The sequence below is a fragment of the Schaalia radingae genome (assembly GCF_900106055.1).
GTDB lineage: Bacteria > Actinomycetota > Actinomycetes > Actinomycetales > Actinomycetaceae > Pauljensenia > Pauljensenia radingae_A.
This window is the reverse complement of sequence record NZ_LT629792.1, coordinates 887,379-910,064: the sequence shown is the minus strand read 5'-3', so window position 1 is coordinate 910,064 and position 22,686 is coordinate 887,379. Positions and strand designations below refer to the sequence as shown.

Here is a 22,686-nt window from a genome sequence, read left to right as displayed (position 1 = left end):
GGTCACCTTTGTGAGAATATGAGCTTATGACTCGTGTTCTCTTGCTTGAAAATCCTCACGCTGACGCTGATCAAATCTTCGCAGATCACAATGTCGAGGTTGAACGCGTGAGCGGTGCCCTGGACGAAAATGAGTTGATTGAGGCGCTTCACGGTTTTGACATGGTGGGCGTGCGGTCCAAGACCCGTGTCACACAGCGTGCCATTGAAGCGAACCCTCAGCTTCAAGCAATTGGTGCTTTCTGTATTGGGACGAACCAGATTGATCTTTCCACGGCCACCAAGCACGGTATCGCCGTGTTCAACGCTCCGTATTCCAACACCCGTTCAGTTGTGGAACTGGCGATCGGTTTGATCATTGACTTGACGCGTCGTGTCACGGTCAAGAACTCGCGTCTGCACCGCGGCGTGTGGGAGAAGAGTTCGGACGGATCGCACGAAGTGCGCGGACGCACCCTGGGCATTATCGGCTACGGCAACATCGGCACGCAGTTGTCAGTGCTGGCCGAGGCGATGGGGCTGAACGTTATTTTTTACGACATTGCGGAGCGACTCGCCCTGGGCAACGCCACGCAGATGCCGACGATGGAATCGGTGTTGCGTGAGGCGGATATTGTGTCGATCCATGTTGACGGCGCACCGCAGAACCGGAATCTGTTTGGCGAAAAAGAATTCGACATGATGAAGAGCGGGGCGGTTTTCATCAACCTGTCGCGCGGGTTCGTGGTGGATATTGACGCGCTGCGCTCACACTTGTTGTCTCGTCATCTGGCGGGCGCCGCTATCGACGTGTTCCCGCAGGAGCCGAAGAAGAATGGCCAGCCGTTCTCCTCGCCGCTGGTGGGGATGGATAACGTGATTTTGACGCCGCACGTGGGTGGCTCCACCGAAGAGGCTCAGCTGGACATCGGACACTTTGTGTCAACAAAGCTGTGCGATTATCTGACGACAGGGTCGACGGATATGAGTGTGAATCTGCCGAATCTGCAGCTTGCGGCTTCGGCACAGTCGCGTTACCGGATTGCGCTCATTCACCGCAATACGCCCGGCGTTTTGGCTTTGATCAACCAGACATTTGCTGAGTCCGGGGCCAACATTGACGGCCAGATTCTGTCGACGCAGGGGTTTGTGGGCTACGCCCTGACCGACATTTCTTCGGAATTGCCGCGTGAGGCTCTTCATGCCATTGAGTCGATGGACGATACGATTCGTCTGACCGTGACCAGTTTGTAGTGTGATACGCGTTTCTCCTGGCCTGCCAACCTACGCTACCGTAGGGCAGGTAAATTCTAGTGGCACGATCCAGGAGGAACAATGACACTGATGCATCAGCTTCAGGCTGGGTACGCCCCTGGCATTCCTTACTCTGTTGACATCAAGGACCACCGCATAACCGACGTTCTTGAGGATGTCGCTTCGCGTTATCCGAACCGCGTGGCGCTAGATTTCTTCTCACGCCCGACCACTTATCAGGAGTTGGTGAAGCAGGCTCGGCAGGGTGCGACGGTGCTGAAGAGAGCCGGTGTGCGGCCAGGCGATCGCGTGGCAATTCTGATGCCGAACTGCCCACAGCACATTGTGGCGGTGTACGCAGCGCTGTACGTGGGTGCTGTTGTGGTGGAGCACAATCCGCTGGCACCTGAGCGCGAAATTCACGAATCTTTTGACCGTCATGGTGCGCGCGTCGCTATCGCGTGGGAAAAAGTGGTGGACAAGCTGGCTTTTCTGCGCGGAACCGGCAGGGTTTTCGCAATGGATTTGACGCACGCCATGCCGAAGGTGACGCGTTTCCTGCTGAGCTTGCCGGTTAAGGCTGCGCGGGAAAAACGTCAGGAGATCTCCGCTCCAGTTCCCGCCTATGTACCCTCGTGGGACACGTTGGTTGAGCATGCCGAGCCGATGTCCGGTGACAGTCCTGCTCGCCCCGACGATGCTGCGCTGTTGCTGCATACAGGCGGCACGACAGGCACTCCGAAAGCTGCGACGATTACGCACCGCAACATCATGGCGAATGTGGCGCAGGATATTGCCTGGGTTCCAGATCTACACGAGGGCTCTGAGGTTGTGTACTGCGTGCTCCCTCTCTTCCACGCCTTTGGCTTCGGTGTTTCGTTTATGGCAGGTATCCGCCTGGGCGCAACGTTGGCGCTTTTCCCGAAGTTCGACACCGCGATGTTGCTGACTGCACAAAAGCGTTTGCCGTGTACCTTCTTCGTCGGCGTTCCGCCGATGTATGAGCGCATCCTGGATGCGGCAGAAGAACTTGATTCCGATCTCACGTCAGTCCGATTTGCGATCTCGGGCGCGATGCCGCTGGATGGTGAGCTTGCGGCCCGCTGGGAAGAAACCAGCAGGGGCCTGATCGTGGAGGGCTACGGCATGACGGAAGCAAGCCCGATTATCTTGGGTTCGCCGCTTTCCCCCGCGCGCCGCCCCGGCACGCTGGGTCTGCCCTTCCCGTCCACCGAGGTGCGAATTGTCAATCCTGACAACATTGACGAGGATGTTCCCGACGGTCAGATCGGTGAATTGATCGTCAAAGGTCCCCAGGTGTTTGCCGGTTATTGGAACCGTGAGGATGAAACCGAACAGACACTGATTGACGGGTGGCTGCGCACGGGCGATCTGGTGGTCCTTGATGACGGTTTCATCACGATGGCCGACCGCCGCAAGGAGATGATCAATTCGTCGGGCTTCAAGGTGTTCCCGAGCCAGGTTGAAGATGCGGTGCGCTCAATGCCAGGTGTTCGCGATGTTGCCGTGGTGGGATTGCCTGACAAGAAGTCGGGCGAGTCGGTTGCTGCAGCGATTGTGCTGGAGGCGGGCGCCTCTGTCACGTTGGATGACATTCGCACGTGGGCTGAAAAGTCACTGTCGCACTATGCGCTGCCACGACAACTCGTTGTCCTCAATGAGTTGCCGCGCTCTCAGATCGGCAAGGTGATGCGCCGCAGGGTGCGTGAGGATATTTTGTCGATGCAGTCGCGTGCCGCTGACCTTGCCCAGCAGGCCCAGGAGGTTGTCGACCAGGCTCAGTCTGCCGTGTCTGCTGCAGTGGAGCGTCTGCGTGATAAACGGCAGGGAGATTCGCACCGCGATCAGGATTCGAGCCGCAGCGACAAGTAGGCCGCTCGGTTGTAGGAACCCACGCTGGCGATTAGGAGTCGAGCAGTGTGGGCTCTTCTTCTCTGATCTGCTTCTTGCGAGGCTTTCGGGCGTGCTGCTTGCGCACTCCAGTGTGCTGCGGTACCCCAGCCGCACTGTCGCGGGTGTTGCCGGGGGTAGACACCGTTGCTTCCTTGTCATCGGCCGTCTTGTCAGCATCGTCATTTTCCTGGCGCTGCAGGCGCAGCTGCGCAATCGCATCTTCGAAGTCTTCGAGCGAGTTATACGAGCGGTAGACAGATGCGAACCGCAGGAATGCGATCTCATCGAGTTGAGACAGGAACGGCAGAATTGCTTTGCCCACTTCTTCTGACGAGACGTTCGAGACGCCACTGGATCGCAGATGCTCTTCTACTTGTTGAGCGAGCAATGCGAGGTCGTGATCTGTAACTGGCCTTCCCTGGCATGCTTTACGCACGCCGGCGATAACCTTGTTTCGGGAGAAAGGCTCAACTGCTCCTGAGTTTTTGACGACCTGGAATGAGGAGGTTTCAATCGTGGTGAAGCGCTTCTTGCACACAGTGCATTCGCGGCGGCGTCGAATTGACGCTCCGTCATCAGCGATCCTGGTGTCTACGACACGTGAGTCAGGATTATGGCAAAAGGGGCAGTGCACGCGAGCCTCCATCTAGTGTTAGCTCAACGCTACGAGTTTTCACACCTCATTTGCAACACGAGACACAGTGACAACAGGCTCGCAATCCTACTCTGCTGGGATTTGCAGACGCTGCCCCACCTGAAGAGGACCGTCAATGTCATTGAGGCGCTCAATGTCGACAACAACCTGCTCGAGCGGGCGGGAAGTATCCACGGCTTGAGCAAGGCTCCACACTGACTCTCCATTCGTCACCGAATGCGCCACGGTCGGCCCCGAGTAGTCGTCTGGCTGGAAATACAGACCGGCACCCACGCTCAGTGTCGTGGCGGCAGCCAATGTGCTCAGTGTGCACACCACAGAGCGAAGAGTGAGCCGCGGCGTGGCTGCCTCGCGATGTCGCGCGAAAACAGGATGACGACGAATGGCGGGGTCTTCTTCCAGCAGGCGAGCACGCTTGCGTTGAAGAGACGGTGCAGTGGAGATGTCACGAACTGTCGCGAGTTCGCCGGTGTCCACCACATGCAGATTCGCAGCATGACGCGTTGTGGAGTGTTCGGTTCGAGCTGCTCCAAGAATCGCAGCGCTCATGAGAATCCCTCACTTTCAATCGTCGTACAAATGTTCGTCGAACACTTGTACGATATCATCATTTCATGAGGGCAACAAGACTTGCTCGAACAAATGTTTCACATTTGCCTAAGTCTTCGGTACCCTGTAAACACAGTGAAACAACGACCATGTGCATTTGCGTTCCAAATACTGATTGACCTGCATAAACGGGAGGATCGATGGCGAAGAAGACGGATGAGGCGACGTTAAGCCGTCGCAGGCGTGAGATTCTCGACACGATTCGTGAGAGTATCCGCGAACGCGGTTACCCTCCCTCGGTGCGTGAGATTGCACAGAACGTGGGGCTGGCCTCCCCCTCGACAGTGAAGCATCATATTGACGCACTGGAGGAGGCTGGTTTTATCCGTCGTCTTCCTGGCCAGGCGCGGTGCATTGAACTCACGGAGCAGGGTCTTGGAGATTCCCGCGATCCCCACGATGCTCAGGATCAGGCACCTGCCACTGTCCATGAAATCGAGATCCCGGTCAGCCATGCTGACCAGGACACAGTTCCTGTCCCCCTCGTCGGGCAGATCGCTGCCGGCGCGCCTATCACGGCAGAACAGCATGTTGAGGACACGTTCGAGCTTCCCACCTCACTGACGGGGCAAGGCAACGTGTTCATGCTGCGTGTCAACGGCGAGTCAATGATTGATGCGGGGATCCTTGATGGTGACTATGTCGTGGTACGCTCTCAGCCCACCGCTGTTGACGGGCAGACGGTTGCCGCGATGATCGATGGTGAAGCAACTGTCAAGATTCTGTCTCACGCCGACGGTCATGTGTGGCTGCTGCCGAAAAACGAGTCCTACAGTCCGATCCCTGGTGACGAGGCAACGATCCTCGGCCTCGTCGTCACCATGATCCGCTGCCTGTAGGTCAGAACCCGAGCTCTTGCGCAACAGCACGCAAGCGTCGGGCTGATTCGGTCAGACCGTCGCGCTCAGCCAGCGTCAGCGGCGGGTTCAGCACCCGTCCTGCACCCATTCGCCCAACGATGGTGGGTGCAGCCATGCAGACATCTGAGATGCCTTCCCAGTCTTCAAGCAGCGAGGAGATCGTCAGAACTCGGTTTTCGTCTCGCAGCACCGCGCGGGCAATGTTAGCTGCCGACAGGCCAATCGCGTAATTCGTGGCGCCTTTACCTTCGATGATCTTGTAGGCCGATTGAGTGACTTCTTCCGCAATTTCCTTGCGCAGATCACTGTCGAAGAGCCTGCCGCTCAGGGTGGGCCCCCAGTGCCGGATCGGCACGTTTCCAATTTCAGCGGATGACCACAGTGCCACCTCTGAATCACCATGTTCGCCTGTCACGTAGGCGTGGATGTTCTGTGTGGCCACTCCGGTTTCGCGCGAAACCAAGTAGCGCAGGCGCGATGTGTCCAGCACGGTGCCCGAGCCGAAGACCTGGTTGCGTGGAACACCCATGATTTTCAGCGCCGCATAGGTCACGATGTCAACGGGGTTCGTGATGAACATGAAGCGGGCGTGCGGTGCGACGTTCTGCAGGTTCGGCACAATGGTTTTCATGAGGTTGACGGTGGAGCCGGCCAGCTCAAGGCGGGTTTGTCCCGGTTTCTGCTTCGCGCCGGCGGTGACAATCACCAGGTCGGATCCTCGCACGATTTCCACATCGTCGGATCCTTCAACGGCACCGCATGGGGTGAACTGGATGCCGTGAGCGATATCGAGCGCTTCAGCCTCGACCTTCTTCTTGTTGATGTCCTGGAGGACGATGGTGCGGGCGTCGCCCCTCATGGCGCACGCATAGGCGACTGCGGTGCCAACCGCTCCAGCCCCGATCACCGCGATTTTCGACGGGTGTCCTTCCGTCCCTGAGGGGTACAAGGTTTGAGCAGTCATGTGGTGCACCTGATGCCTCCTTCATTCCGATCCGGCACCATCATCCCAAATCAGATGAATTTTGAGAAGTGGTCTATGGTCTCATTCACGAGGGCGACTGGACGAATCGAGTGTGTCAAGACTGGCTGCAAGACGTTCAAGCGCCTGTACCACGATGCGCGAATCTGTCGTCGGCCACATCTGCGGCATGGTGGCGCGGATAAAGCTGCCATACGACTTTGTGACCAGTCGCGGATCCAGCACTGCCACAACTCCCTGATCCTGCGAGGAACGCAACAGTCGGCCTGCGCCCTGGGCCATCAACAGTGCTGCGTGAGGCAGTGCCACCGCGCCGAAACCGCTCACTCCCCGTTTCGCTGCATCGTTTTGCAGCGCCTGGAACACCGCGTTATCAGGATGAGGAAACGGAATCCGGTCGATGACAACAAGCCGACAGGACGGGCCCACAACGTCGACCCCCTGCCACAGTGACAGTGTGCCAACCAGACACGAATCGCGTTCGTTTCGAAAACGCGACACCAACGCCGACGTGGTTTCCTCTCCCTGCACGTACACGTCCAGAGATGTCCCCTCGCGAAGTGCTCGCGCACCGGCCTTCAGACCACGCCATGCTGAAAACAGGGCGAGTACACCACCACCTGCCGCTTGAGTCAGGGCGACAAGCTCATCAAGCGCTTCCCCGCTCGGGCCCTCGCGACCCGGAACTGGCAGATGCCGCGCCACGTAGATGACGCCCTGACGAGCCACATCGAAGGGCGAACCAACGTCAATGCCATGCCAGGGCACGTGGGAGACCATCAGCCCGCATTCCCGAGCCGCCGAATCAAAAGACCCGCCCAGTGCCAGCGTGGCAGACGTCAAGATCGCCGCACGCTCCCCCAGCCCGACCGCGCCGAGCGGTCCGGCGACATCCAGAGGCGCAATCTTCAACGACACAGCGCTGCTATCCGTGTCCCTCTCGATGTACGTAATCGTCTGAGCTGGATCGATATTCCACGCGTCGATTGCCTCGATGAACTCATCACACGCCGCCTGCGCCATGAGTTTCTGACTCTGCTCCACCGAGGACTGCTCAACTTCACTGGCCACGGTCCGCACCGTTGAATCACATACGCTGATCGCCTCGACTACCGCATCTGGCCTGCACACCATCAGCCCGTCAGGCTGCGCGTCGAGGGCATCCATCAATGCGCTCGCTGCCTGCTCGAACGGTTGAATATCAACGGATTTGACCAGCGTGCGCACTACTCGCGCCACGCGCGTACACAGTGCCTTGGATATTTCACAACAGGCTTGAGAGCGAACGCGGGAAGCAAGTTCGTGGCATTCATCAACCACCACATGATCCAACTCTCCAAACAGGTTGAGCGCACTCATCGTGTCAATACCGAAGAGGGAATGGTTTGAGACCACCACGTCAGCTTCAAGCGCTTCATCGCGCGCGAGGCCAGCAAAGCATTCCTCCACAAATGGGCAGTCGCGCCCCATGCATTCACGCTTCGAGACACTCACCTGTCTCCACGCCCGGTCGGAGACGCCGGGGATCAGATCATCACGATCACCTGAATCCGTGGTGCGCGCCCATTCTCGCACCCGCGTCACTTCTTTGCCGAGGTCACTGATTGGTCCCTGATGCGCGTCGGCAGCGTCGAAAAGAGTATCCAGCTGGGAGCGCCCACCGTCAGCTCGAAACTTGCAGACGTAATTCGACCATCCTTTGAGCAGTGCGACATGCGGACGCACACCCGTTTCATCCGCCACGGCGTCAATGACCAAAGGAGCGTCCTTCGTCAGAATCTGGCGTTGCAGTGCCAGCGTGGCCGTTGTGATCAGGGTTCGTGCGCCTGATTCAGCTGCCCGAGCCAGCACCGGAATCAGGTAACCAATTGACTTGCCCGTGCCGGTTCCCGCCTGAATCATCACATGGTGACCTGATTTCAGCGCGGCGGCGCCCTCGTCAATCATGCGAACCTGGCCGTCGCGCCGACTGCCTCCCATCGCGGTGAGCACTCGGGTCAAAATACGATGTTCAAGGGCAGTCTCCTGCTCGTCAGCCTCACCCATGGGGCGCGGCATTCACATGATGAAGTCGGTCTGCAAGCGCACTGTCGACGTGAGCAGTGATATGCGTGCCTGCTGCCTCGTAGTCTTCACTGAGGACCTCGCCCTGTTCGTGGGCGGCATGGACGAGGTCGCCGTGGTCGTACGGGACGACCACGTCAACATAGACGCGCGGACGCGGCAACGTGTCTTCGATGAGCTGGCGCAGCTCCTCGATTCCCTGCCCAGTGCGAGCACTGATCGCAACAGCTTTGGGAAACAACGTACGGTTCAGCGCCCGGCGTTCAGGCGAGGCCAGGTCACTCTTGTTGAGCACAAGAATTTCGGGAATCGTCTCCGTGCCGTCAATCGTGTCCAGCACGCCGCGCACGGTTTCGACCTGGCCGACCGGATCAGGGTGAGCCGCATCAACGACGTGGACGATCACGTCCGCTTCACCGACCTCTTCGAGCGTGGATCGGAAGGCCTCCACCAGTTGCGTCGGCAGATTACGGACGAACCCCACCGTGTCAGACAGTGTGAAGACCCGGCCATCAGAAGTTTGCGTCCGGCGGACAGTTGGGTCGAGAGTCGCGAACAGCGCGTCCTCCACAAGCACGCCGGCATCAGTGAGCTGGTTGAGCAGGGTAGATTTCCCAGCGTTCGTGTACCCGACAATCGCCACAGAGGGCACACCCATGCGACGGCGTGCAGCTCGTTGAGTGCGTCGGGCGGGTTCCATGTCACGGATCTGTGCGCGCAGGCGCGCCATGCGTGATCGAATGCGGCGCCGATCCAGTTCGATTTTCGTTTCACCGGGTCCTCGTGAGCCGATACCTTCACCGCCGGCCACACGGCCACCGGCCTGACGCGACATGGACTCACCCCAACCTCGCAGTCGCGGCAACAGATATTCGAGCTGAGCGAGCTCCACCTGTGCCTGGCCTTCACGAGACTTGGCATGTTGGGCGAAAATATCAAGGATCAACGTCGTACGATCAACAACTTTCACTTTGACGACGTCTTCCAGGCCGCGGCGCTGAGAAGCGGTCAGTTCACCGTCCACAATGACCGTGTCTGCCCTGCTATCCGCCACGATTTCAGCGAGTTCACGCGCTTTACCGGAGCCGAGGTAGGTGCCAGGATCTGGGGTGGGGCGCCGCTGAATGATGCCATCGAGGACGTGGGATCCGGCTGTATCAGCCAGTGCTGCCAGTTCACGCAACGAATTTTCCGATTCCTCCAGACTCTGCGTTGTGCGCAGGCCCACCAGGACCACACGTTCGAGACGCACCTGGCGGTATTCAACTTCACTGACTTCGTCAAGCTCGGTCTGGCTCGCAATGTCATTGACGCGGCGCATACCGGCGCGCGCCTCCCGTTCCAGGTCGCCAGCATCGTGCGTCGTGTCCTGAAAGCGCGTGGATGCCAGTGCTGTGCCCTGGCGGGCGAGGATACGCGCCACGACGTCTTCTGCTGCTTTGAACGATTCGTCGTCATGCGCTGAGGTTGAATCACGTGAGTCGGCCACTGATCTCCTTCGTTGCGGGTTCATCCTAGTGTGCCACGAGCAGACCCACCCGCGCAGATGAGACAGCGATGGGTGTGGACACCTGAGTGATCCACTAGGCTGGACATCATGACTGACCAGTACTTCACCAACGCTGCTCCTGCCGAAGAATCTGAACTGCGCCGCATTGACGTGGCGCTGCGCGGACACGATTTTCGCGCCTGGGTCAGTGATCATGTTTTTTCTGCCAACCGTCTGGACCTGGGGACACGCCAGCTTTTGGCAGAAGCTCCCACGCCGCCTTCGTCAGGAACGTTTGTGGATGTCGGGTGCGGATGGGGGCCGATCGCGCTGGCGATGGCGCTGGAGTCGCCCGAGGCTCAGGTGTGGGCAGTCGATGTGACAGACAGGGCGCTCGATTTGACGCGCCGCAACGCCACAGCCGCGGGAGTGTCCAATATCACGGCGTACCGTGCGCCCGCTGCCCTGGCCAAAGCTCACTCCGAGAACGTGCGTTTCGACCTGATCTGGTCAAACCCTCCGGTGCGTATCGGGAAAAAAGCATTGCGTGAATTGCTGACTCAATGGCTCAACCTGCTGGCCGACGAGGGTGAGGCGTACCTGGTGGTACAGCGCAACCTTGGCGCAGATTCCCTGATCTCCTGGCTGTGCGAGCAAGGCTGGGATGCCGGCAAGATTGCATCCAAGAAGGGCTACCGCATTATTCGGGTCGCGCGCCGCTAGATCGCGATTCAGGCTGCGCAGCGCTAGAACGATTCGGGCTGTGCATCACTGAGTGCGCGCTCGATCAACTTCAACGCGTTCGCGCGCAGTGCCGCCTCATCGCACCCGTCTGCATCGATCCACATGATGCGTGGGTCCCGTCTGAACCATTTGATCTGTCGCCGTGCAAGCTGACGGGTGGCCAGTGCAACCGACTCAATCGCCTCATCACGACTCATATGACCGTCAAGCACGGACAGAGCCTGCGCATATCCCGTTGCCCGGGATGCCGTCTTGCCCTCGCGCAATCCGAGAGGAATCAGGTGGGCAACCTCGTCAAGCAGGCCCTCGTCAAACATGGCGTGCGTTCTGACCGCGATGCGCTCATCGAGGCGGGCAGGCTCACGCCTCATTCCGAGCATGACCGCCGGCTGGGCGAACTCGTAGCGCGGCAGGCGCGCTGAGAACGGCTCCCCCGTCAGTTCAATCACTTCAAGTGCGCGCACAATTCGGCGCGCGTTATGCGGGTCGATTCGGGACGCAGCAATCGGGTCACGCTCACAGAGCTTGTCCCACAGCCCTTGGACGCCCAGTGGCCCGTCACCCTCAGCTTCAATGCGGGCGCGTATGTCCGGATCTGTGCCAGGAAAGTCGATGACGTCAAGGAGCGCGCGAACGTACAGTCCCGATCCGCCGGCAACCACGGCGATGCCCGCACGACGATGAATATCCGCGATGTCACGTCGTCCTTCGCGCTGATAGGCGGCAACACTGGCCTCGTCTGTCACATCCAGGACGTCGATCTGGTGGTGTGTGATCCCTCGGCGTTCCTCCAGTGGTGTTTTGGCCGTGCCGATATCCATTCCTCGGTACAGCTGCATCGCGTCCGCGCTGACCAATTCGGCCTCACCGGATGTTCCCAGCAATGCCGGAAGATCCTGCGCAATGGTAAGGGCGAGGTCGGACTTTCCTGAGGCTGTGGGGCCGACGACGGCGATAATCGGAGCGTGGTCAGAGGTCACAGGTTCTGATCACCCAGCGGTTTGTACCAGTCCACGTCAATGGCAACGGCGCGAGCGTCAAAGTTGCGGTTGAGCGCCAATACTGCGCGGTTGGTCACGGCATTCGATGTCACGATGTGACAGATGTCGGGGCGTTCACGTTCCAGTGCCTGAGCATTGACAAGCTTGATCCACGCTGACAGTTTCCTGCCCCGGTATTGCGGGTCGATCAGCGTTGTTTCCTGGTAAGCGTAGCCGGATGTGTCGTCACGATACGTCAGCGTTGTCCAACCAACCAGTGGCCCTCCGGCTGGTCGAATTGCGGTCGTCATCCACTTGGTGCCGGCGCGGTAGAGTCCGTCCTCCATCAGTCGGATACGCTGTTCGTCCCAGATTGCGCTTTGATCAGTGGGTAGCGCACCTGAAGGGATGTCACGCGCGCACATTTCGTAGAGGCGCACCATCTGCCTGGCGAGCGCGGGCCGAGTGAAGGGTCCTGTCCACGTCACTGTTTCAAAACCGTCAGGCGCGACCGGTGCGGCTTCACGGATACGTTGGGCAGGAAGAACATTCACCCATTCACCGCACACAGGCTCATAGCCCCCGGCTCGCAGCGCACGAGTGTCGGCATCCTCATCAAAATTGACGAGGGTGTCCGGCCGATCCGGGTGATATCCACTGACGTCAGCGACGGCTTCGGAATCCTCGATCTTGTGCCACGAGGTCGACACAACCCACGTGTCGATACCGGTGCGCCCATAGCGCCGCGCTTTTCCTTCACATCGGGCGCGAAGCGCTTGAGCGATCGCCTCATTGTGGGAATCTGCCAGATAGATGTCATACGTTGCCAGATGAGTGTTCTCCAGCAGCGGTAGCTCCAGATAGGCAAAGCCGATCACGCTGGCTCGATCGACGTCGACGGGCTGGGAACCTGCGCAGGCAACGATAAAGAGCTGAGCGCACGAATGACGAGCCGTGGAGAGCTGCTGGGCGGTCAGCGCCCACACAGATGTGCCAAAGATTCGCTGCGAATGTTGCTCCGTGAGAGCCGCCAACCGGCAGTAGAGATCAGCGTGCGGGTGTTCATTGTTGAACGGACGGCTGATTTGGGGGCGCACCTCAATAAGCGTGACGTCCTGGACGGCGTCAACGTCGCTTTGCTTCATGCATTCATGATCTCACGCGCAGCGTCGGCATTCCAAGAGTTACGCGTGGATCGGATGCCTCGTTGTGTGCACGCTGAACCTCCTGCCATGCGTCCCCTGCACGGGTACGGCGAACGTCGAAAAGTCCCCCGGTCAGGGCCGAGTCAGCGAGCAGATGGTGAGGCGCACCGTGCGTGACCGTTGCGCGCACCATATCGCCGGGTCGTGGCCTGTCCGCTTCTACAAGAGTGTCGGGCAGGGCGACATGTACCAGTCGGTTATCACGCGCACGCCCCGTGATGCGTTGAGTGGCACCGTCTTTGCGGCCTTGTCCTTCGCTGACGAGGACTTCGACGGCAGTGCCTTCGAGCTTCTCATTGTCCTGCGCGCAGATCTTATCTTGCAGGGCGATAAGACGGCTGTAGCGTTCGGAGGCGACCGCGGGGTCAACCTGGTCGTCGCGATCGGCTGCGGGCGTGCCGGGGCGCGGTGAGTACAGGAAGGTGAAAGCAGATGCGAAGCGTGCTTCTTCGACGACTTCGAGGGTCTGCTCGAAATCTTTTTCCGTTTCGCCGGGGAAGCCGACGATGATGTCGGTCGTAATAGCCGCGTCGGGCATTGCTGCGCGAACGCGTTCCAAAATGCCCATGAATTTCTTGCGACGGTACGAGCGGCGCATCTGGCGCAGCACCGTGTCTGAACCTGACTGCAATGGCATGTGCAGGGATGGCATGACGGTGGGTGTCTGAGCCATCGCCTCGATGACGTCGTCAGTGAAAGCTGCCGGGTGAGGGGAGGTGAAGCGTACGCGCTCAATTCCATCGACTGCGCCGACTGTGCGCAGCAGATCAGCGAAGGCTCCTCTGTGACCGAATCCCACACCGTAGGAGTTGACGTTTTGCCCCAGCAGCGTCACTTCGATAGCGCCTTGTGCGACAACTGCTTCGACTTCCTGGAGGATCTCACCTGGCCTGCGGTCGCGTTCCTTTCCGCGCAGATGCGGCACGATGCAGAATGTGCAGGTGTTATTGCATCCGACAGAGATCGACACCCATGCCGCATACACGGATTCGCGGTGTGTGGGCAGCGTCGATGGAAAAACCTTCAGCGATTCTTCGATCTCAACTGCTGCTTCCTGGTTGTGTTCAGCGCGCCGCAACAGTGCGGGCAGAACATCGATGTTGTGTGTGCCGAAAACGGCGTCGACCCAAGGTGCGCGTTCCACAATACCGCCGCGCATTTGCTGAGCCAGGCACCCGCCCACTGCGATCTGCATGCCGGGGCGTTCACGTTTGACCTGGGCGAGCTGGCCAAGATTTCCGAACAGACGAGTCGCAGCGTTTTCTCTGACCGAGCAGGTATTGATGACCACCACGTCAGCGCCCATGTCGCCGGCATCAGTGGCACGTGCTGCAGCTTCGGGTACTTGTGAGACGGGAACCAGTCCATACTCTTCCAGTAGTCCCGCCATGCGTTCTGAATCATGCTCGTTCATCTGGCATCCGAGTGTGCGCACCGCGTAGGTACGTGGCAGTGCAGACGGTGCGGCTGGCGCGGAAAGATCGGTCAAAGAAGTCATCGTCTGAAGATTCTACTCAACAATGCCTTACTCCACCCTGTTGGGTTCGTCATGCCCGCGTGTGACCACGTCACTCACCAGCGTGATTGCAGCGTCCACAGCCGCGGTGCGCACCTGTGTGCGTGAGCGGTCAGTGAAGTGATATTCACGCTGCGTGAAGCCTTCTGGAGTGACACAGGCGATGTGGACGGTTCCTGCTTCGTGCCCGTCTGCCGGACCTGGGCCGGCCACGCCTGTGGTGGAGATACCGATATCGGCACCCATCAGGGTGCGTACCCCCTGAGCCATCTGAATGGCCACGTCCGCATCTACCGGACCGGTTCGTGCCAGGTGTGCCCGATCGACACCCAGAATGTCAGCCTTCAGCTCAGTGGCATAGGTACACACGCCTCCGCGCACCGCATCGGATGCGCCTGCAATGTTGACCAGTGTCGAGCACAGGAGCCCACCTGTCAGGGATTCAGCTGTCGCAATCGTCAGGTGTGAGTCGATAAGGTCGTGCACCAGGCGAAAAGTCGCATCATCAGATGTCATCGTCCGATTCTCTACTCCACTCATTCAACGCGGCGCCGACAACGCTGACGCACACGTGAGCCGCATATCCTTTGCGCGCCAGCATACCCGTCAGCCTGCGAAAGGCTTTATCGCGTTCAGCGCCGTCGAGCCCTCGTGACAGCACCGACCGTTTCTTCGCGTCGACAAGTTGTCGAGCCCGCGCCTGTTCATCCTCATGAGAAATCTCGCTCAGGGCCTCGTTAATCAGCTCCAGCGCAACTCCGCGTTTCGCCAGATCTGCTGCCAGGGCGCGTCCTGCTTTGCCGCCCAGCGAGAAGCGGTCCTTGACGAACATGGCGGCAAACGCGCGATCATCAACCAGTCCAACGCGTTCGAGCCGTTCCAGTACGTCATCGGCAACATCACTGGAAAAGCCACGCGACGTGATGGCCGTGTGCAGTTCGGCGCGTGATCGCGCCCTGGCGTCCAGCTGACGCAGTGCCACCTCACGTGCCGCTTCAATCGCGGCTGTCCCTGTTAAGGAAGCGTTGCGTTCGCGAATTCGCGCCATGCGTTGCGCAGCCGAATCCGCGGTTGCACGCCGACGCTGGTCACCCAGCTCAGGATGGTCTTCGGGATCCGAGTAGTTGACCACGTGCACACACCTTAGAATCCTGCATCTTCGGAGGGGTCAACGGCCGGCTCCGCTGTCTCCGAAGCCTCCTCGGACTGTGTTGATTCTTCTTCGGGAGATGCTTCGATGCCAACGGCCTGCAGGATCTTGTGTTCGATCTCGTCGGCAAGTTCAGCATTGTCAACAAGGAACTGGCGGGCGTTCTCCTTGCCCTGGCCCAGCTGATCATCTCCGTAGGTAAACCAGGAACCTGACTTGCGCACGATGCCGCTTTCCACGCCCATGTCAATTAGGGAGCCTTCACGTGAGATTCCCTTACCGTAGACGATGTCGAACTCCGCCTGCTTGAACGGCGGCGCCATCTTGTTCTTGACGACTTTGGCGCGGGTGCGGTTGCCGACGGGTTGATCGCCATTTTTGAGAGTCTGGATACGACGCACGTCGATGCGAACTGAAGCGTAGAACTTCAGTGCCTTGCCACCCGTTGTTGTCTCGGGAGATCCGAAGAACACACCGATCTTTTCACGCAGCTGGTTAATGAAGATCGCAGTTGTCCCTGTGGCCGACAGGACGCCTGCGATCTTGCGCAGCGCCTGACTCATCAGACGGGCCTGCAGGCCGACGTGCGAGTCACCCATTTCGCCTTCGATTTCTGCCTTGGGAACGAGCGCGGCCACCGAGTCAATGACGATGATGTCAATGCCGCCCGAGCGGATCAGCATGTCGGCAATTTCCAGTGCCTGTTCACCGGTGTCGGGCTGTGAAACCAGCAGGGAGTCAGTGTCCACGCCCAAAGCACGCGCATACTCCGGATCAAGTGCGTGCTCAGCGTCGATGAACGCAGCGTTTCCACCCGCTTTTTGTGCGTTGGCAACGGCGTGCAGAGCAACGGTGGTTTTACCGGAAGATTCTGGTCCATAGATTTCAACGACTCGACCGCGCGGCAAACCGCCGATACCCAGTGCGATGTCGAGGGCCAGCGAACCTGTGGGAATGACGCGTACGGGCGGGCGCGCATCGTCGCCCAGTCGCATCACAGATCCTTTTCCGAACTGCTTATCGATCTGCGCGAGTGCCACTTCCAGTGCTTTGTCGCGATCTGTGGTCGCTTGCTGCGCACGCGGGGCTGTTTTCCTGGCCATCGTGTTTCTCCTCGTCGTTGCGGGCTCTCCGCCCAATGGATCAGTCCTGGTCTCGGAATGCGGTCCCCTCGCCGGGGTGCATGAGTGACGATATGCCCGACCATAGACATTTGGGATTCGTCGCGAGCAATCTGTGGAAAGCTGGAGCGAATCGGGCCACCTGTGGATACAGTAGTGGAACACGTGTTCGATTGTGAAACGACACGCTGATGTCACAAACGTGAGCCGCCTCGCCCGTCAATTCTCGCGCAGGCAACCGTTCGGCTCGCCTTCAGCGCTTCTTCTTCGGGCGCCTGTGCACCCAGCGGGCTTCTTCGCCTTTTCCGGTTTCATCGACGAGGGCGTCCCATATCACCTCAACGTCAACACCGGCATCCATCGCCTCACGGCCGCTCATTTTCAGCGGGACGAGGTAGAGGTCCTGAAACAGGGAACGCCCCAACGCAGGTCCATAGACCTGGTCAAGGGCGTTCCAGAATTCTGATTTGAGCACGAAGCTGAACCGTTCTAGCTCAACAGCGCAACCGACATCAAATCATCGGGTACCGTATCGGGCACCGTTGTGCTTTCAATGATCGCCATGCGATCTGACACGGTGCGCAGGACGACCCACAGCGGGACGCCTAGTGCTCCGGTAATGGCTTGCAGCAGTTCAGAGGAGGCTTCTTTCTGTCCCCTCTCAACTTCGGACAGATATCCCAGCGACACCTGTGCCTGAGATGAAACTTCGCGTAAGGTCCGGCCCTGGTCCTGACGCAGTGAGCGCAGCACGTCGCCGATCTCGGTGCGAAGCAGTGGTGCTGTTGCAGTTGTCGTCATGTTCTGACTGTATCCTCTCGTTGAACTCACATGCATCCTATGTTCACCAACTGGGAAGTTACTGAACACCAGCTTGCAATGCGCAGGATCATTTCCTTCTCTGATCATTTCAACGCCCTTGACGATGTCTTTATTCCCGGCAGTTGACAGATCCCCAATATGGGGTACGTCTCGATTCGGGGAGTTGGTACTCCCCTGGCCGGCAGCGTCAGTGCGTGATTTCAAATTGTTTGAGCAGTGTGCGGCTGGCGTGCGAGTCTGTGGCCTGCAGCGCCAGGAGCTGCGCGTAGATTCCGCCACTGCGCGCCAGTTCAGCAGGCGACCCGACCTCATCGATCGTCCCGTTCTTCAAGGTGACGATTCGATCCACCGTTGCGATCGTGGACAGCCTGTGCGCGATGATGATCGTCGTGCGCCCATGCATGAGTTCGTCGAGGCCGGCCTGAACCTGCCGTTCAGCTTTGGTGTCCAGGGCTGAGGTTGCCTCATCGAGCACGAGGATCGGCGCGTCCTTGAGCATGGCGCGAGCAACGGAGATGCGCTGTTTTTGCCCACCTGACAGTTTGATGCCGCGCTCACCGATCTGCGTGTCGAAGCGTTCGGGAAGGCGCTCAATGAACGACAGGGCGTTCGCTCGACGCGCCACCTCGACAATCTCGTCGTCCGTAGCGTCGGGTTTGCCGTAGGTGATGTTGTCACGAATCGTGCCGGAGAACAGGCTCGCGTCCTGGAAAACAACACCGATCTGATCGCGCAACGTCTGAGTCGGCACCTGCGTCACGTCATGTCCGCGTACCCTCAGCACGCCTGAATCAGGCGTGTACAGCTTCATCAGCAGGTTGATCATCGTGGTTTTCCCACCACCTGACTCACCCACAAACGCGATGCGTTCACCTTTGCGAATAGCGAGGGAAATATCGCGCAGGACTGCCTCGTCGGTGTAACCAAAGTTGACGTGGGTGTACTCGACGTATGGATCCTCGCTGGACCAGTCGATTGTCTCGTGCACGGCGGTCAGCGGCTCGTCGGGTTCTGACATGACTTTGAAGTACTCGTTGGAGCCGGTGATCGCCTTTTGCAGGGTATCCACGTAGTAGCTCATCGACGTGACAGGCTGCTTGGCCATGTTGATCAGTTGGATCAGCAGCACCATTGATCCAACGGAGAAGGCGCCGCGAGCAGTTTGGATGAAGATAATCAGGTAGACCGCGAAGAACACCAGGTCCAGGCACACGCGACGAATAATGTCCATGCGGTGCCAGTAGGCAGACTGGGAACGCGTGATGCTGATTGCGTCGTCGTAGTGCCCGTCGAAGGCTTCCAGTTCGGAACGCTCACGCGTATAGGACTTCACGACGCGAAGCTGGCCGATGACTTCAGCAAAACGGCCACCCGAGATGTCGTAGTGCTCGTTCTTCTGATGCTCCCACACCTGCCATTTCACCGAGGTCAAAGCTGTAAGCCAGACGAACAGCGGGTAGATGATGAACAGGCACAACGCCAGCCACGGCGAGTGCAGGCCAGCCACAACCAGCACCGTGACGACGGTGAGGATCGTGGTGAAAAACGAATTGGCGAATACCTGCAGGAAGTCAGCCACCGAAGTGATTGAACGGTTCAGGCGCGAAATGATCGTGCCGGTCAGCTCGGAATCAAAATAGCGCTGCGGCAGGCGCAGCAGTTTCGAAAAATAGTTGTGCGACAGGATCGCGCGGATCCTCGTGCTCATCTGGTCACCCATATAGCCGGTGACGTTCGTGATCAACGAGTTCAGCACCATGAGTGCGAGCAGTCCAACGGCCAGCCACACCAGGGTGGTGATCGTCGCGTTCGTCTTGCCGCCGATCATGTCCACGACGATCTGCGTGCCCTGCGCGATGACGAAGGGGCTGAGCAGGGAGGTCACCGTCGTGACGATGGCGCCGATGATAATGCCGACGTAGAGCGGCCACAGTGACCGGGCGTTTGACAGGATTCGCCAGATATTCTTCATGTCTGAGATGACACCTAATGTTTGCCGAACAGTTTGACGCTTTCGATCACGTAGCCGGCTCCACTCCACAATGTGGCGATCAGAGTCAGTGCTGCAACGACGACCATGAACCATGATCCCGGCATAACGATGTTCGAAAAAGTGGACCAGGGCAGCAGCAGAATGAAGATCAGGAACATTTGCAACAAGGTCTTGAACTTGCCCGCAAGCGATGCAGCAACGACAACTGAGCGTTTGAGCAGGAGTGCACGCAACACCGTCACGCCTAGTTCTCTTGCCGCAATGACGATGGTGAACCACCACGGGAGGTAACCCGCGATGCTCAGCATGATGAAGGCGCTCAAGGTCAGTGCCTTGTCGGCAATCGGATCCATGATCCGGCCGAAATCGGTAATGAGGTCCTGCGAGCGGGCGATGTGCCCATCGAGCTGGTCGGTGACGCCGGCAATCACGAACACGCTGACCGCCCACCAGTGCAGGTTCCAGTCATGCTGCAGCATCAAGATGATGAGGATGGGCACCATGATGAGGCGAAAAACAGTCAGGATGTTGGGAACATTGACCCAGGAGCGCTTCGGCCCCTCATCCAACATCGAGACGTTTTCCGGTGCTGACTTCATCATGATGAATCCTATCGTGTTCAGCGACCAGTCAGTTGCCAGGCGTCTTCATTTGGACCTGACCCGTCGTCATAGTCCTTCTCATCGACCCAGTCATCAGGTGCGCCGATGCTGGTCAGGTCCCGGTGAGGGTGGGCGAACGGCCCTGCATGTGAGTCATGACCCATTGAGTCGCCGTACGCGTCAGGTGCGTGATCAGCGGACGAGGGCGCGCCGTGGTAGCCGCCCTGACTGGAGGCCGGATCGGCAGGTTGTTCCGGTTCGGAAGCATGTACGGAATCCGTTTCCCCGCGCAGCATTGCCAGCACGTCCGGCAAGGACTCAGGTGGAACCAGCACTTCGCGCGCCTTGGATCCTTCGGACGGGCCGACAATTTCGCGCGATTCCAGCAGATCCATCAATCGTCCTGCGCGTGCGAACCCGATGCGCAGTTTGCGCTGCAGCATGGAGGTGGAGCCCAGCTGTGTGGAAATCACCAGTTCGGCTGCCTGCAGCAGATCCTCAAGATCATCACCAATATCCTCAGCAACCTTCGGCTTCTTCGCAGGTGCCGTGACGTCTTGACGGTACTGCACTTCCATCTGCTCCTTCACATGCGTGACAACAGCATGGATTTCAGATTCAGTGACCCACGAGCTCTGAACGCGCAAAGGTTTCGCCGCACCCGCCGGCAGATACAGGCCGTCACCTTGACCGATCAGCTTTTCAGCACCGGTCTGGTCCAAAATCACGCGCGAGTCAGTTTGCGAGGCTGTTGCGAACGCGAGACGAGAGGGAACATTAGCTTTAATGCCGCCGGTGACCACGTCCACCGACGGGCGCTGGGTGGCCAGCACCAGGTGAATGCCGGCCGCACGTGCCAGCTGTGTAATGCGCTGAATGGACGCTTCCACGTCACGAGGCGCCACCATCATCAGGTCCGCCAGCTCATCGACCACGACCAGCAGGTACGGGTAGGGCTTGAGCGTGCGATCCAGTCCCGGCAGCGCGTGCACCTGCCCGGACAGCACGGCCTTGTTGAAGTCGTCAATATGACGGAACTTGTATGTGTGCAGGTCGTCGTAACGCCTGGTCATCTCTTCAACAACCCATTCAAGCGCTTCGGCGGCTTTCTTCGGATCCGTGATGATCGGTGCGATCAGGTGCGGTATTCCGTCATAGACCGTCAGTTCCACACGCTTGGGGTCCACCAGAATCATGCGTACCTGCTGCGGAGTGGCGCGCATCATGATGGACGTGATCATCGAGTTGATGAAGCTCGACTTACCCGAACCGGTCTGGCCTGCAACCAGCAGGTGCGGTGTCTTCGCCAGGTTGGTGACAACGTAGCCACCCTCGACGTCCTTACCCACACCGACCATGAGCGGGTGGTGATTGCGCTTGGCGACACCGGAGCGCAGCACGTCACCCAATGCGACCGTCTCGCGGTCAGGGTTCGGGATCTCCACACCGATGGCGGACTTGCCGGGAATCGGTGAAATGATGCGCACGTCTGCTGTTGCCACAGCGTAGGCAATGTTCTTCGACAGGTTCGTGATGCGTTCAACCTTGACGCCCGGACCCAGCTCGACGACGTATCGAGTCACCGTGGGGCCGCGCGAAAAGCCTGTCACTGTGGCGTCGACGTTAAATTCGGTCAATACGCGCTGCAGGGCCTCGATGATCTGATCGTTCGCGGCAGAACGCGTCTTGTGCGGCGCGCCGCGGACCAGAAGGGATTCGTCAGGCAGCGTATAGGAAATCGACTCGTCGAGCTCGGGCTGGAACGAACTGGCAGGCGGCTCGGTCGTGGGCGGTGCGGCCAGTGTGGAGGTCTCCTCCCCTGCTCCCGTATCTGCCTGTGGCAGGACCTGGGTTGCTGCTTCTGGTTCGTGGTCTGACGAGGGGGGCTCCGTTTCCTCGATGTCCTGGTGTTCTGACACATTCGGGACGGCGTGTGCGCTCTCGTGTGCACGGCGGAATGCTTCATCCGCGTCGTAGGAATCCAGCTGAGCGGTGGCCGCAAGCTCGTCCTCGTCACTATCGACATCGTCTGCATCAATGCGTTCACGCTGGTCCTGGCGTGACAGGATGCGCCACCATGAGCGCAGCACTGCGGGAATGTCACTGATTCGGGTGCGGGTGGCAAGCAGCAGTGAGTACAGGGCGAGCAGCACCAGAATGGGGATCGCTCCCCAGGGTGACAGCAGCTGAGCCAGCGGGCGTCCGATGAACCAGCCGGCAAGCCCTCCGGCTGCTTCAAGCCGGTCAAAGGAATCGATGTTCGGGTTTCCCGCGGTGATGTGGGTGATGCCCGCAATCGACATGGCCATGCCGATTCCACCTGCAATGTGGTGTGGCAGCGCGTGCTGGCCGGACCGTGCCTTGATGAGCTCGATCGACAAAGCCACGAACAGAATCGGCACCAGAACGGAGAACAGTCCGACCAGGCCGGCTACCGCGTGATGCACGATCATTCCTGCGGTCCCCGATATGCCGAACCATTCACGCAGGGCGATGATAATGGCCAGCCCACACAAGATGAATGCCAACGCGTCGCGTTTAAGCTGAGGGTCCGTAGCGCGCCACTGCTCGTGTGCGCTGCGAACCGCGTGGCCGGTTGCCGACGCTGCCCGTGCCAGTCCGCCTGGGCGTGCCGGAGCGTTCTCGGCGCGTGCAGAGGAGCGCCCCGAGGTTCGAGAGCTGCGAGTACGCGAAGATGATGCAGGTTTTTTGGCCATGATACTTCGACGCTACCGCGAACACTTTCCG

Annotated in this window: 20 protein-coding genes; 4 read left to right on the top strand and 16 right to left on the bottom strand. The window is 59.2% G+C overall.

The features are described from left to right. Positions 1–26: 26 nt before the first annotated feature. Both serA and BLT69_RS03975 read left to right on the top strand, forming a co-directional pair. Positions 27–1,232, top strand: a complete 1,206-nt coding sequence (serA, locus tag BLT69_RS03980; RefSeq protein WP_070725907.1) for a phosphoglycerate dehydrogenase — start codon at positions 27–29, stop codon at positions 1,230–1,232. Positions 1,233–1,313: 81 nt separating this feature from the next. Next, complete coding sequence (locus tag BLT69_RS03975; RefSeq protein WP_092648466.1) at positions 1,314–3,125, top strand: AMP-binding protein; 1,812 nt, start codon at positions 1,314–1,316, stop codon at positions 3,123–3,125. A 31-nt stretch (positions 3,126–3,156) separates the two neighbouring features. Here BLT69_RS03975 and nrdR read toward each other — a convergent pair whose 3' ends face one another. Together nrdR and BLT69_RS03965 are read right to left on the bottom strand one after the other, a co-directional pair. Then, positions 3,157–3,780, bottom strand: a complete 624-nt coding sequence (gene nrdR / locus BLT69_RS03970) for a transcriptional regulator NrdR (protein WP_092649083.1) — start codon at positions 3,778–3,780, stop codon at positions 3,157–3,159. An 87-nt stretch (positions 3,781–3,867) separates the two neighbouring features. Continuing rightward, positions 3,868–4,350, bottom strand: a complete 483-nt coding sequence (locus BLT69_RS03965; protein WP_070725911.1) for a LysM peptidoglycan-binding domain-containing protein — start codon at positions 4,348–4,350, stop codon at positions 3,868–3,870. A 200-nt stretch (positions 4,351–4,550) separates the two neighbouring features. On the opposite strand from BLT69_RS03965, the gene lexA reads away from it, so the two are divergent. After that, positions 4,551–5,249: a transcriptional repressor LexA gene (gene lexA, locus BLT69_RS03960; RefSeq protein WP_092648465.1), complete on the top strand. Its 699-nt coding sequence runs from the start codon at positions 4,551–4,553 to the stop codon at positions 5,247–5,249. A gap of 1 nt (position 5,250) precedes the next feature. Here the strand turns inward: lexA and BLT69_RS03955 are convergent, their stop codons facing one another. From BLT69_RS03955 to hflX, 3 genes are all read right to left on the bottom strand, one after another. Next, the gene (locus BLT69_RS03955) at positions 5,251–6,234 is read right to left on the bottom strand and encodes an L-lactate dehydrogenase (RefSeq protein ID WP_058236451.1); all 984 of its coding nucleotides are present in this window, start codon (positions 6,232–6,234) and stop codon (positions 5,251–5,253) included. Positions 6,235–6,315: 81 nt separating this feature from the next. After that, positions 6,316–8,310: an ATP-dependent DNA helicase gene (locus BLT69_RS03950; protein ID WP_257590401.1), complete on the bottom strand. Its 1,995-nt coding sequence runs from the start codon at positions 8,308–8,310 to the stop codon at positions 6,316–6,318. Then, on the bottom strand, positions 8,291–9,829 hold the full coding sequence (hflX, locus tag BLT69_RS03945) for a GTPase HflX (RefSeq protein ID WP_092648463.1): 1,539 nt from the start codon (positions 9,827–9,829) through the stop codon (positions 8,291–8,293). Before hflX ends, BLT69_RS03950 begins: the two co-directional genes overlap by 20 nt. 84 nt (positions 9,830–9,913) lie before the next feature. Between hflX and BLT69_RS03940 the strand changes: the two genes are divergently transcribed. Further along, entirely contained in the window at positions 9,914–10,528 is a 615-nt protein-coding gene (locus BLT69_RS03940; protein WP_092648462.1) for a class I SAM-dependent methyltransferase, read from the top strand. Positions 10,529–10,551: 23 nt separating this feature from the next. On the opposite strand, the gene miaA is transcribed toward BLT69_RS03940, so the two are convergent. The 11 genes from miaA to BLT69_RS03885 form a co-directional block, all read right to left on the bottom strand. Further along, positions 10,552–11,529 carry a tRNA (adenosine(37)-N6)-dimethylallyltransferase MiaA gene (gene miaA / locus BLT69_RS03935; protein WP_092648461.1) on the bottom strand — a complete coding sequence of 326 codons (978 nt, stop codon included), beginning with the start codon at positions 11,527–11,529 and terminating at the stop codon, positions 10,552–10,554. Continuing rightward, positions 11,526–12,674 carry a hypothetical protein gene (locus BLT69_RS03930; RefSeq protein WP_092648460.1) on the bottom strand — a complete coding sequence of 383 codons (1,149 nt, stop codon included), beginning with the start codon at positions 12,672–12,674 and terminating at the stop codon, positions 11,526–11,528. Before BLT69_RS03930 ends, miaA begins: the two co-directional genes overlap by 4 nt. 4 nt (positions 12,675–12,678) lie before the next feature. After that, positions 12,679–14,232, bottom strand: a complete 1,554-nt coding sequence (gene miaB / locus BLT69_RS03925) for a tRNA (N6-isopentenyl adenosine(37)-C2)-methylthiotransferase MiaB (RefSeq protein ID WP_092648459.1) — start codon at positions 14,230–14,232, stop codon at positions 12,679–12,681. 27 nt (positions 14,233–14,259) lie between these two features. Beyond that, positions 14,260–14,766, bottom strand: coding sequence for a CinA family protein (locus tag BLT69_RS03920; protein WP_058236445.1), 507 nt, complete (start codon positions 14,764–14,766; stop codon positions 14,260–14,262). Next, a complete protein-coding gene (locus BLT69_RS03915) occupies positions 14,756–15,388 on the bottom strand; it encodes a regulatory protein RecX (RefSeq protein ID WP_257525435.1) in 633 nt (210 codons plus the stop codon). The genes BLT69_RS03920 and BLT69_RS03915 overlap by 11 nt, the downstream gene beginning before the upstream one ends. A 5-nt stretch (positions 15,389–15,393) precedes the next feature. Then, on the bottom strand, positions 15,394–16,503 hold the full coding sequence (gene recA / locus BLT69_RS03910; RefSeq protein ID WP_058236443.1) for a recombinase RecA: 1,110 nt from the start codon (positions 16,501–16,503) through the stop codon (positions 15,394–15,396). A gap of 271 nt (positions 16,504–16,774) precedes the next feature. Then, a complete protein-coding gene (locus BLT69_RS03905) occupies positions 16,775–16,996 on the bottom strand; it encodes a DUF3046 domain-containing protein (protein WP_058236442.1) in 222 nt (73 codons plus the stop codon). Between the two features lie 14 nt (positions 16,997–17,010). Continuing rightward, on the bottom strand, positions 17,011–17,322 hold the full coding sequence (locus BLT69_RS03900; protein WP_058236441.1) for a helix-turn-helix domain-containing protein: 312 nt from the start codon (positions 17,320–17,322) through the stop codon (positions 17,011–17,013). A gap of 208 nt (positions 17,323–17,530) precedes the next feature. Then, a complete protein-coding gene (locus tag BLT69_RS03895; RefSeq protein WP_058236440.1) occupies positions 17,531–19,315 on the bottom strand; it encodes an ABC transporter ATP-binding protein in 1,785 nt (594 codons plus the stop codon). 14 nt (positions 19,316–19,329) lie between these two features. Then, the gene (pgsA, locus tag BLT69_RS03890) at positions 19,330–19,938 is read right to left on the bottom strand and encodes a CDP-diacylglycerol--glycerol-3-phosphate 3-phosphatidyltransferase (protein WP_227469210.1); all 609 of its coding nucleotides are present in this window, start codon (positions 19,936–19,938) and stop codon (positions 19,330–19,332) included. Between the two features lie 17 nt (positions 19,939–19,955). Further along, on the bottom strand, positions 19,956–22,655 hold the full coding sequence (locus BLT69_RS03885) for a DNA translocase FtsK (RefSeq protein ID WP_058236439.1): 2,700 nt from the start codon (positions 22,653–22,655) through the stop codon (positions 19,956–19,958). Positions 22,656–22,686: the final 31 nt, after the last annotated feature.

What these genes read in the sequence shown, in the direction of transcription:
- lexA (WP_092648465.1), top strand. Translation starts at nt 4,551, where the DNA reads ATGGCGAAGAAGACGGATGAGGCGACGTTAAGCCGTCGCAGGCGTGAG.
- BLT69_RS03950 (WP_257590401.1), bottom strand. Translation starts at nt 8,310, where the DNA reads ATGCCGCGCCCCATGGGTGAGGCTGACGAGCAGGAGACTGCCCTTGAA.
- pgsA (WP_227469210.1), bottom strand. Translation starts at nt 19,938, where the DNA reads ATGATGAAGTCAGCACCGGAAAACGTCTCGATGTTGGATGAGGGGCCG.
- BLT69_RS03930 (WP_092648460.1), bottom strand. Translation starts at nt 12,674, where the DNA reads ATGAAGCAAAGCGACGTTGACGCCGTCCAGGACGTCACGCTTATTGAG.
- BLT69_RS03955 (WP_058236451.1), bottom strand. Translation starts at nt 6,234, where the DNA reads ATGACTGCTCAAACCTTGTACCCCTCAGGGACGGAAGGACACCCGTCG.
- recA (WP_058236443.1), bottom strand. Translation starts at nt 16,503, where the DNA reads ATGGCCAGGAAAACAGCCCCGCGTGCGCAGCAAGCGACCACAGATCGC.
- serA (WP_070725907.1), top strand. Translation starts at nt 27, where the DNA reads ATGACTCGTGTTCTCTTGCTTGAAAATCCTCACGCTGACGCTGATCAA.
- hflX (WP_092648463.1), bottom strand. Translation starts at nt 9,829, where the DNA reads ATGAACCCGCAACGAAGGAGATCAGTGGCCGACTCACGTGATTCAACC.
- BLT69_RS03975 (WP_092648466.1), top strand. Translation starts at nt 1,314, where the DNA reads ATGACACTGATGCATCAGCTTCAGGCTGGGTACGCCCCTGGCATTCCT.
- BLT69_RS03885 (WP_058236439.1), bottom strand. Translation starts at nt 22,655, where the DNA reads ATGGCCAAAAAACCTGCATCATCTTCGCGTACTCGCAGCTCTCGAACC.
- BLT69_RS03900 (WP_058236441.1), bottom strand. Translation starts at nt 17,322, where the DNA reads ATGACGACAACTGCAACAGCACCACTGCTTCGCACCGAGATCGGCGAC.
- miaB (WP_092648459.1), bottom strand. Translation starts at nt 14,232, where the DNA reads ATGACTTCTTTGACCGATCTTTCCGCGCCAGCCGCACCGTCTGCACTG.
- BLT69_RS03965 (WP_070725911.1), bottom strand. Translation starts at nt 4,350, where the DNA reads ATGAGCGCTGCGATTCTTGGAGCAGCTCGAACCGAACACTCCACAACG.
- BLT69_RS03895 (WP_058236440.1), bottom strand. Translation starts at nt 19,315, where the DNA reads ATGAAGAATATCTGGCGAATCCTGTCAAACGCCCGGTCACTGTGGCCG.
- BLT69_RS03940 (WP_092648462.1), top strand. Translation starts at nt 9,914, where the DNA reads ATGACTGACCAGTACTTCACCAACGCTGCTCCTGCCGAAGAATCTGAA.
- BLT69_RS03920 (WP_058236445.1), bottom strand. Translation starts at nt 14,766, where the DNA reads ATGACATCTGATGATGCGACTTTTCGCCTGGTGCACGACCTTATCGAC.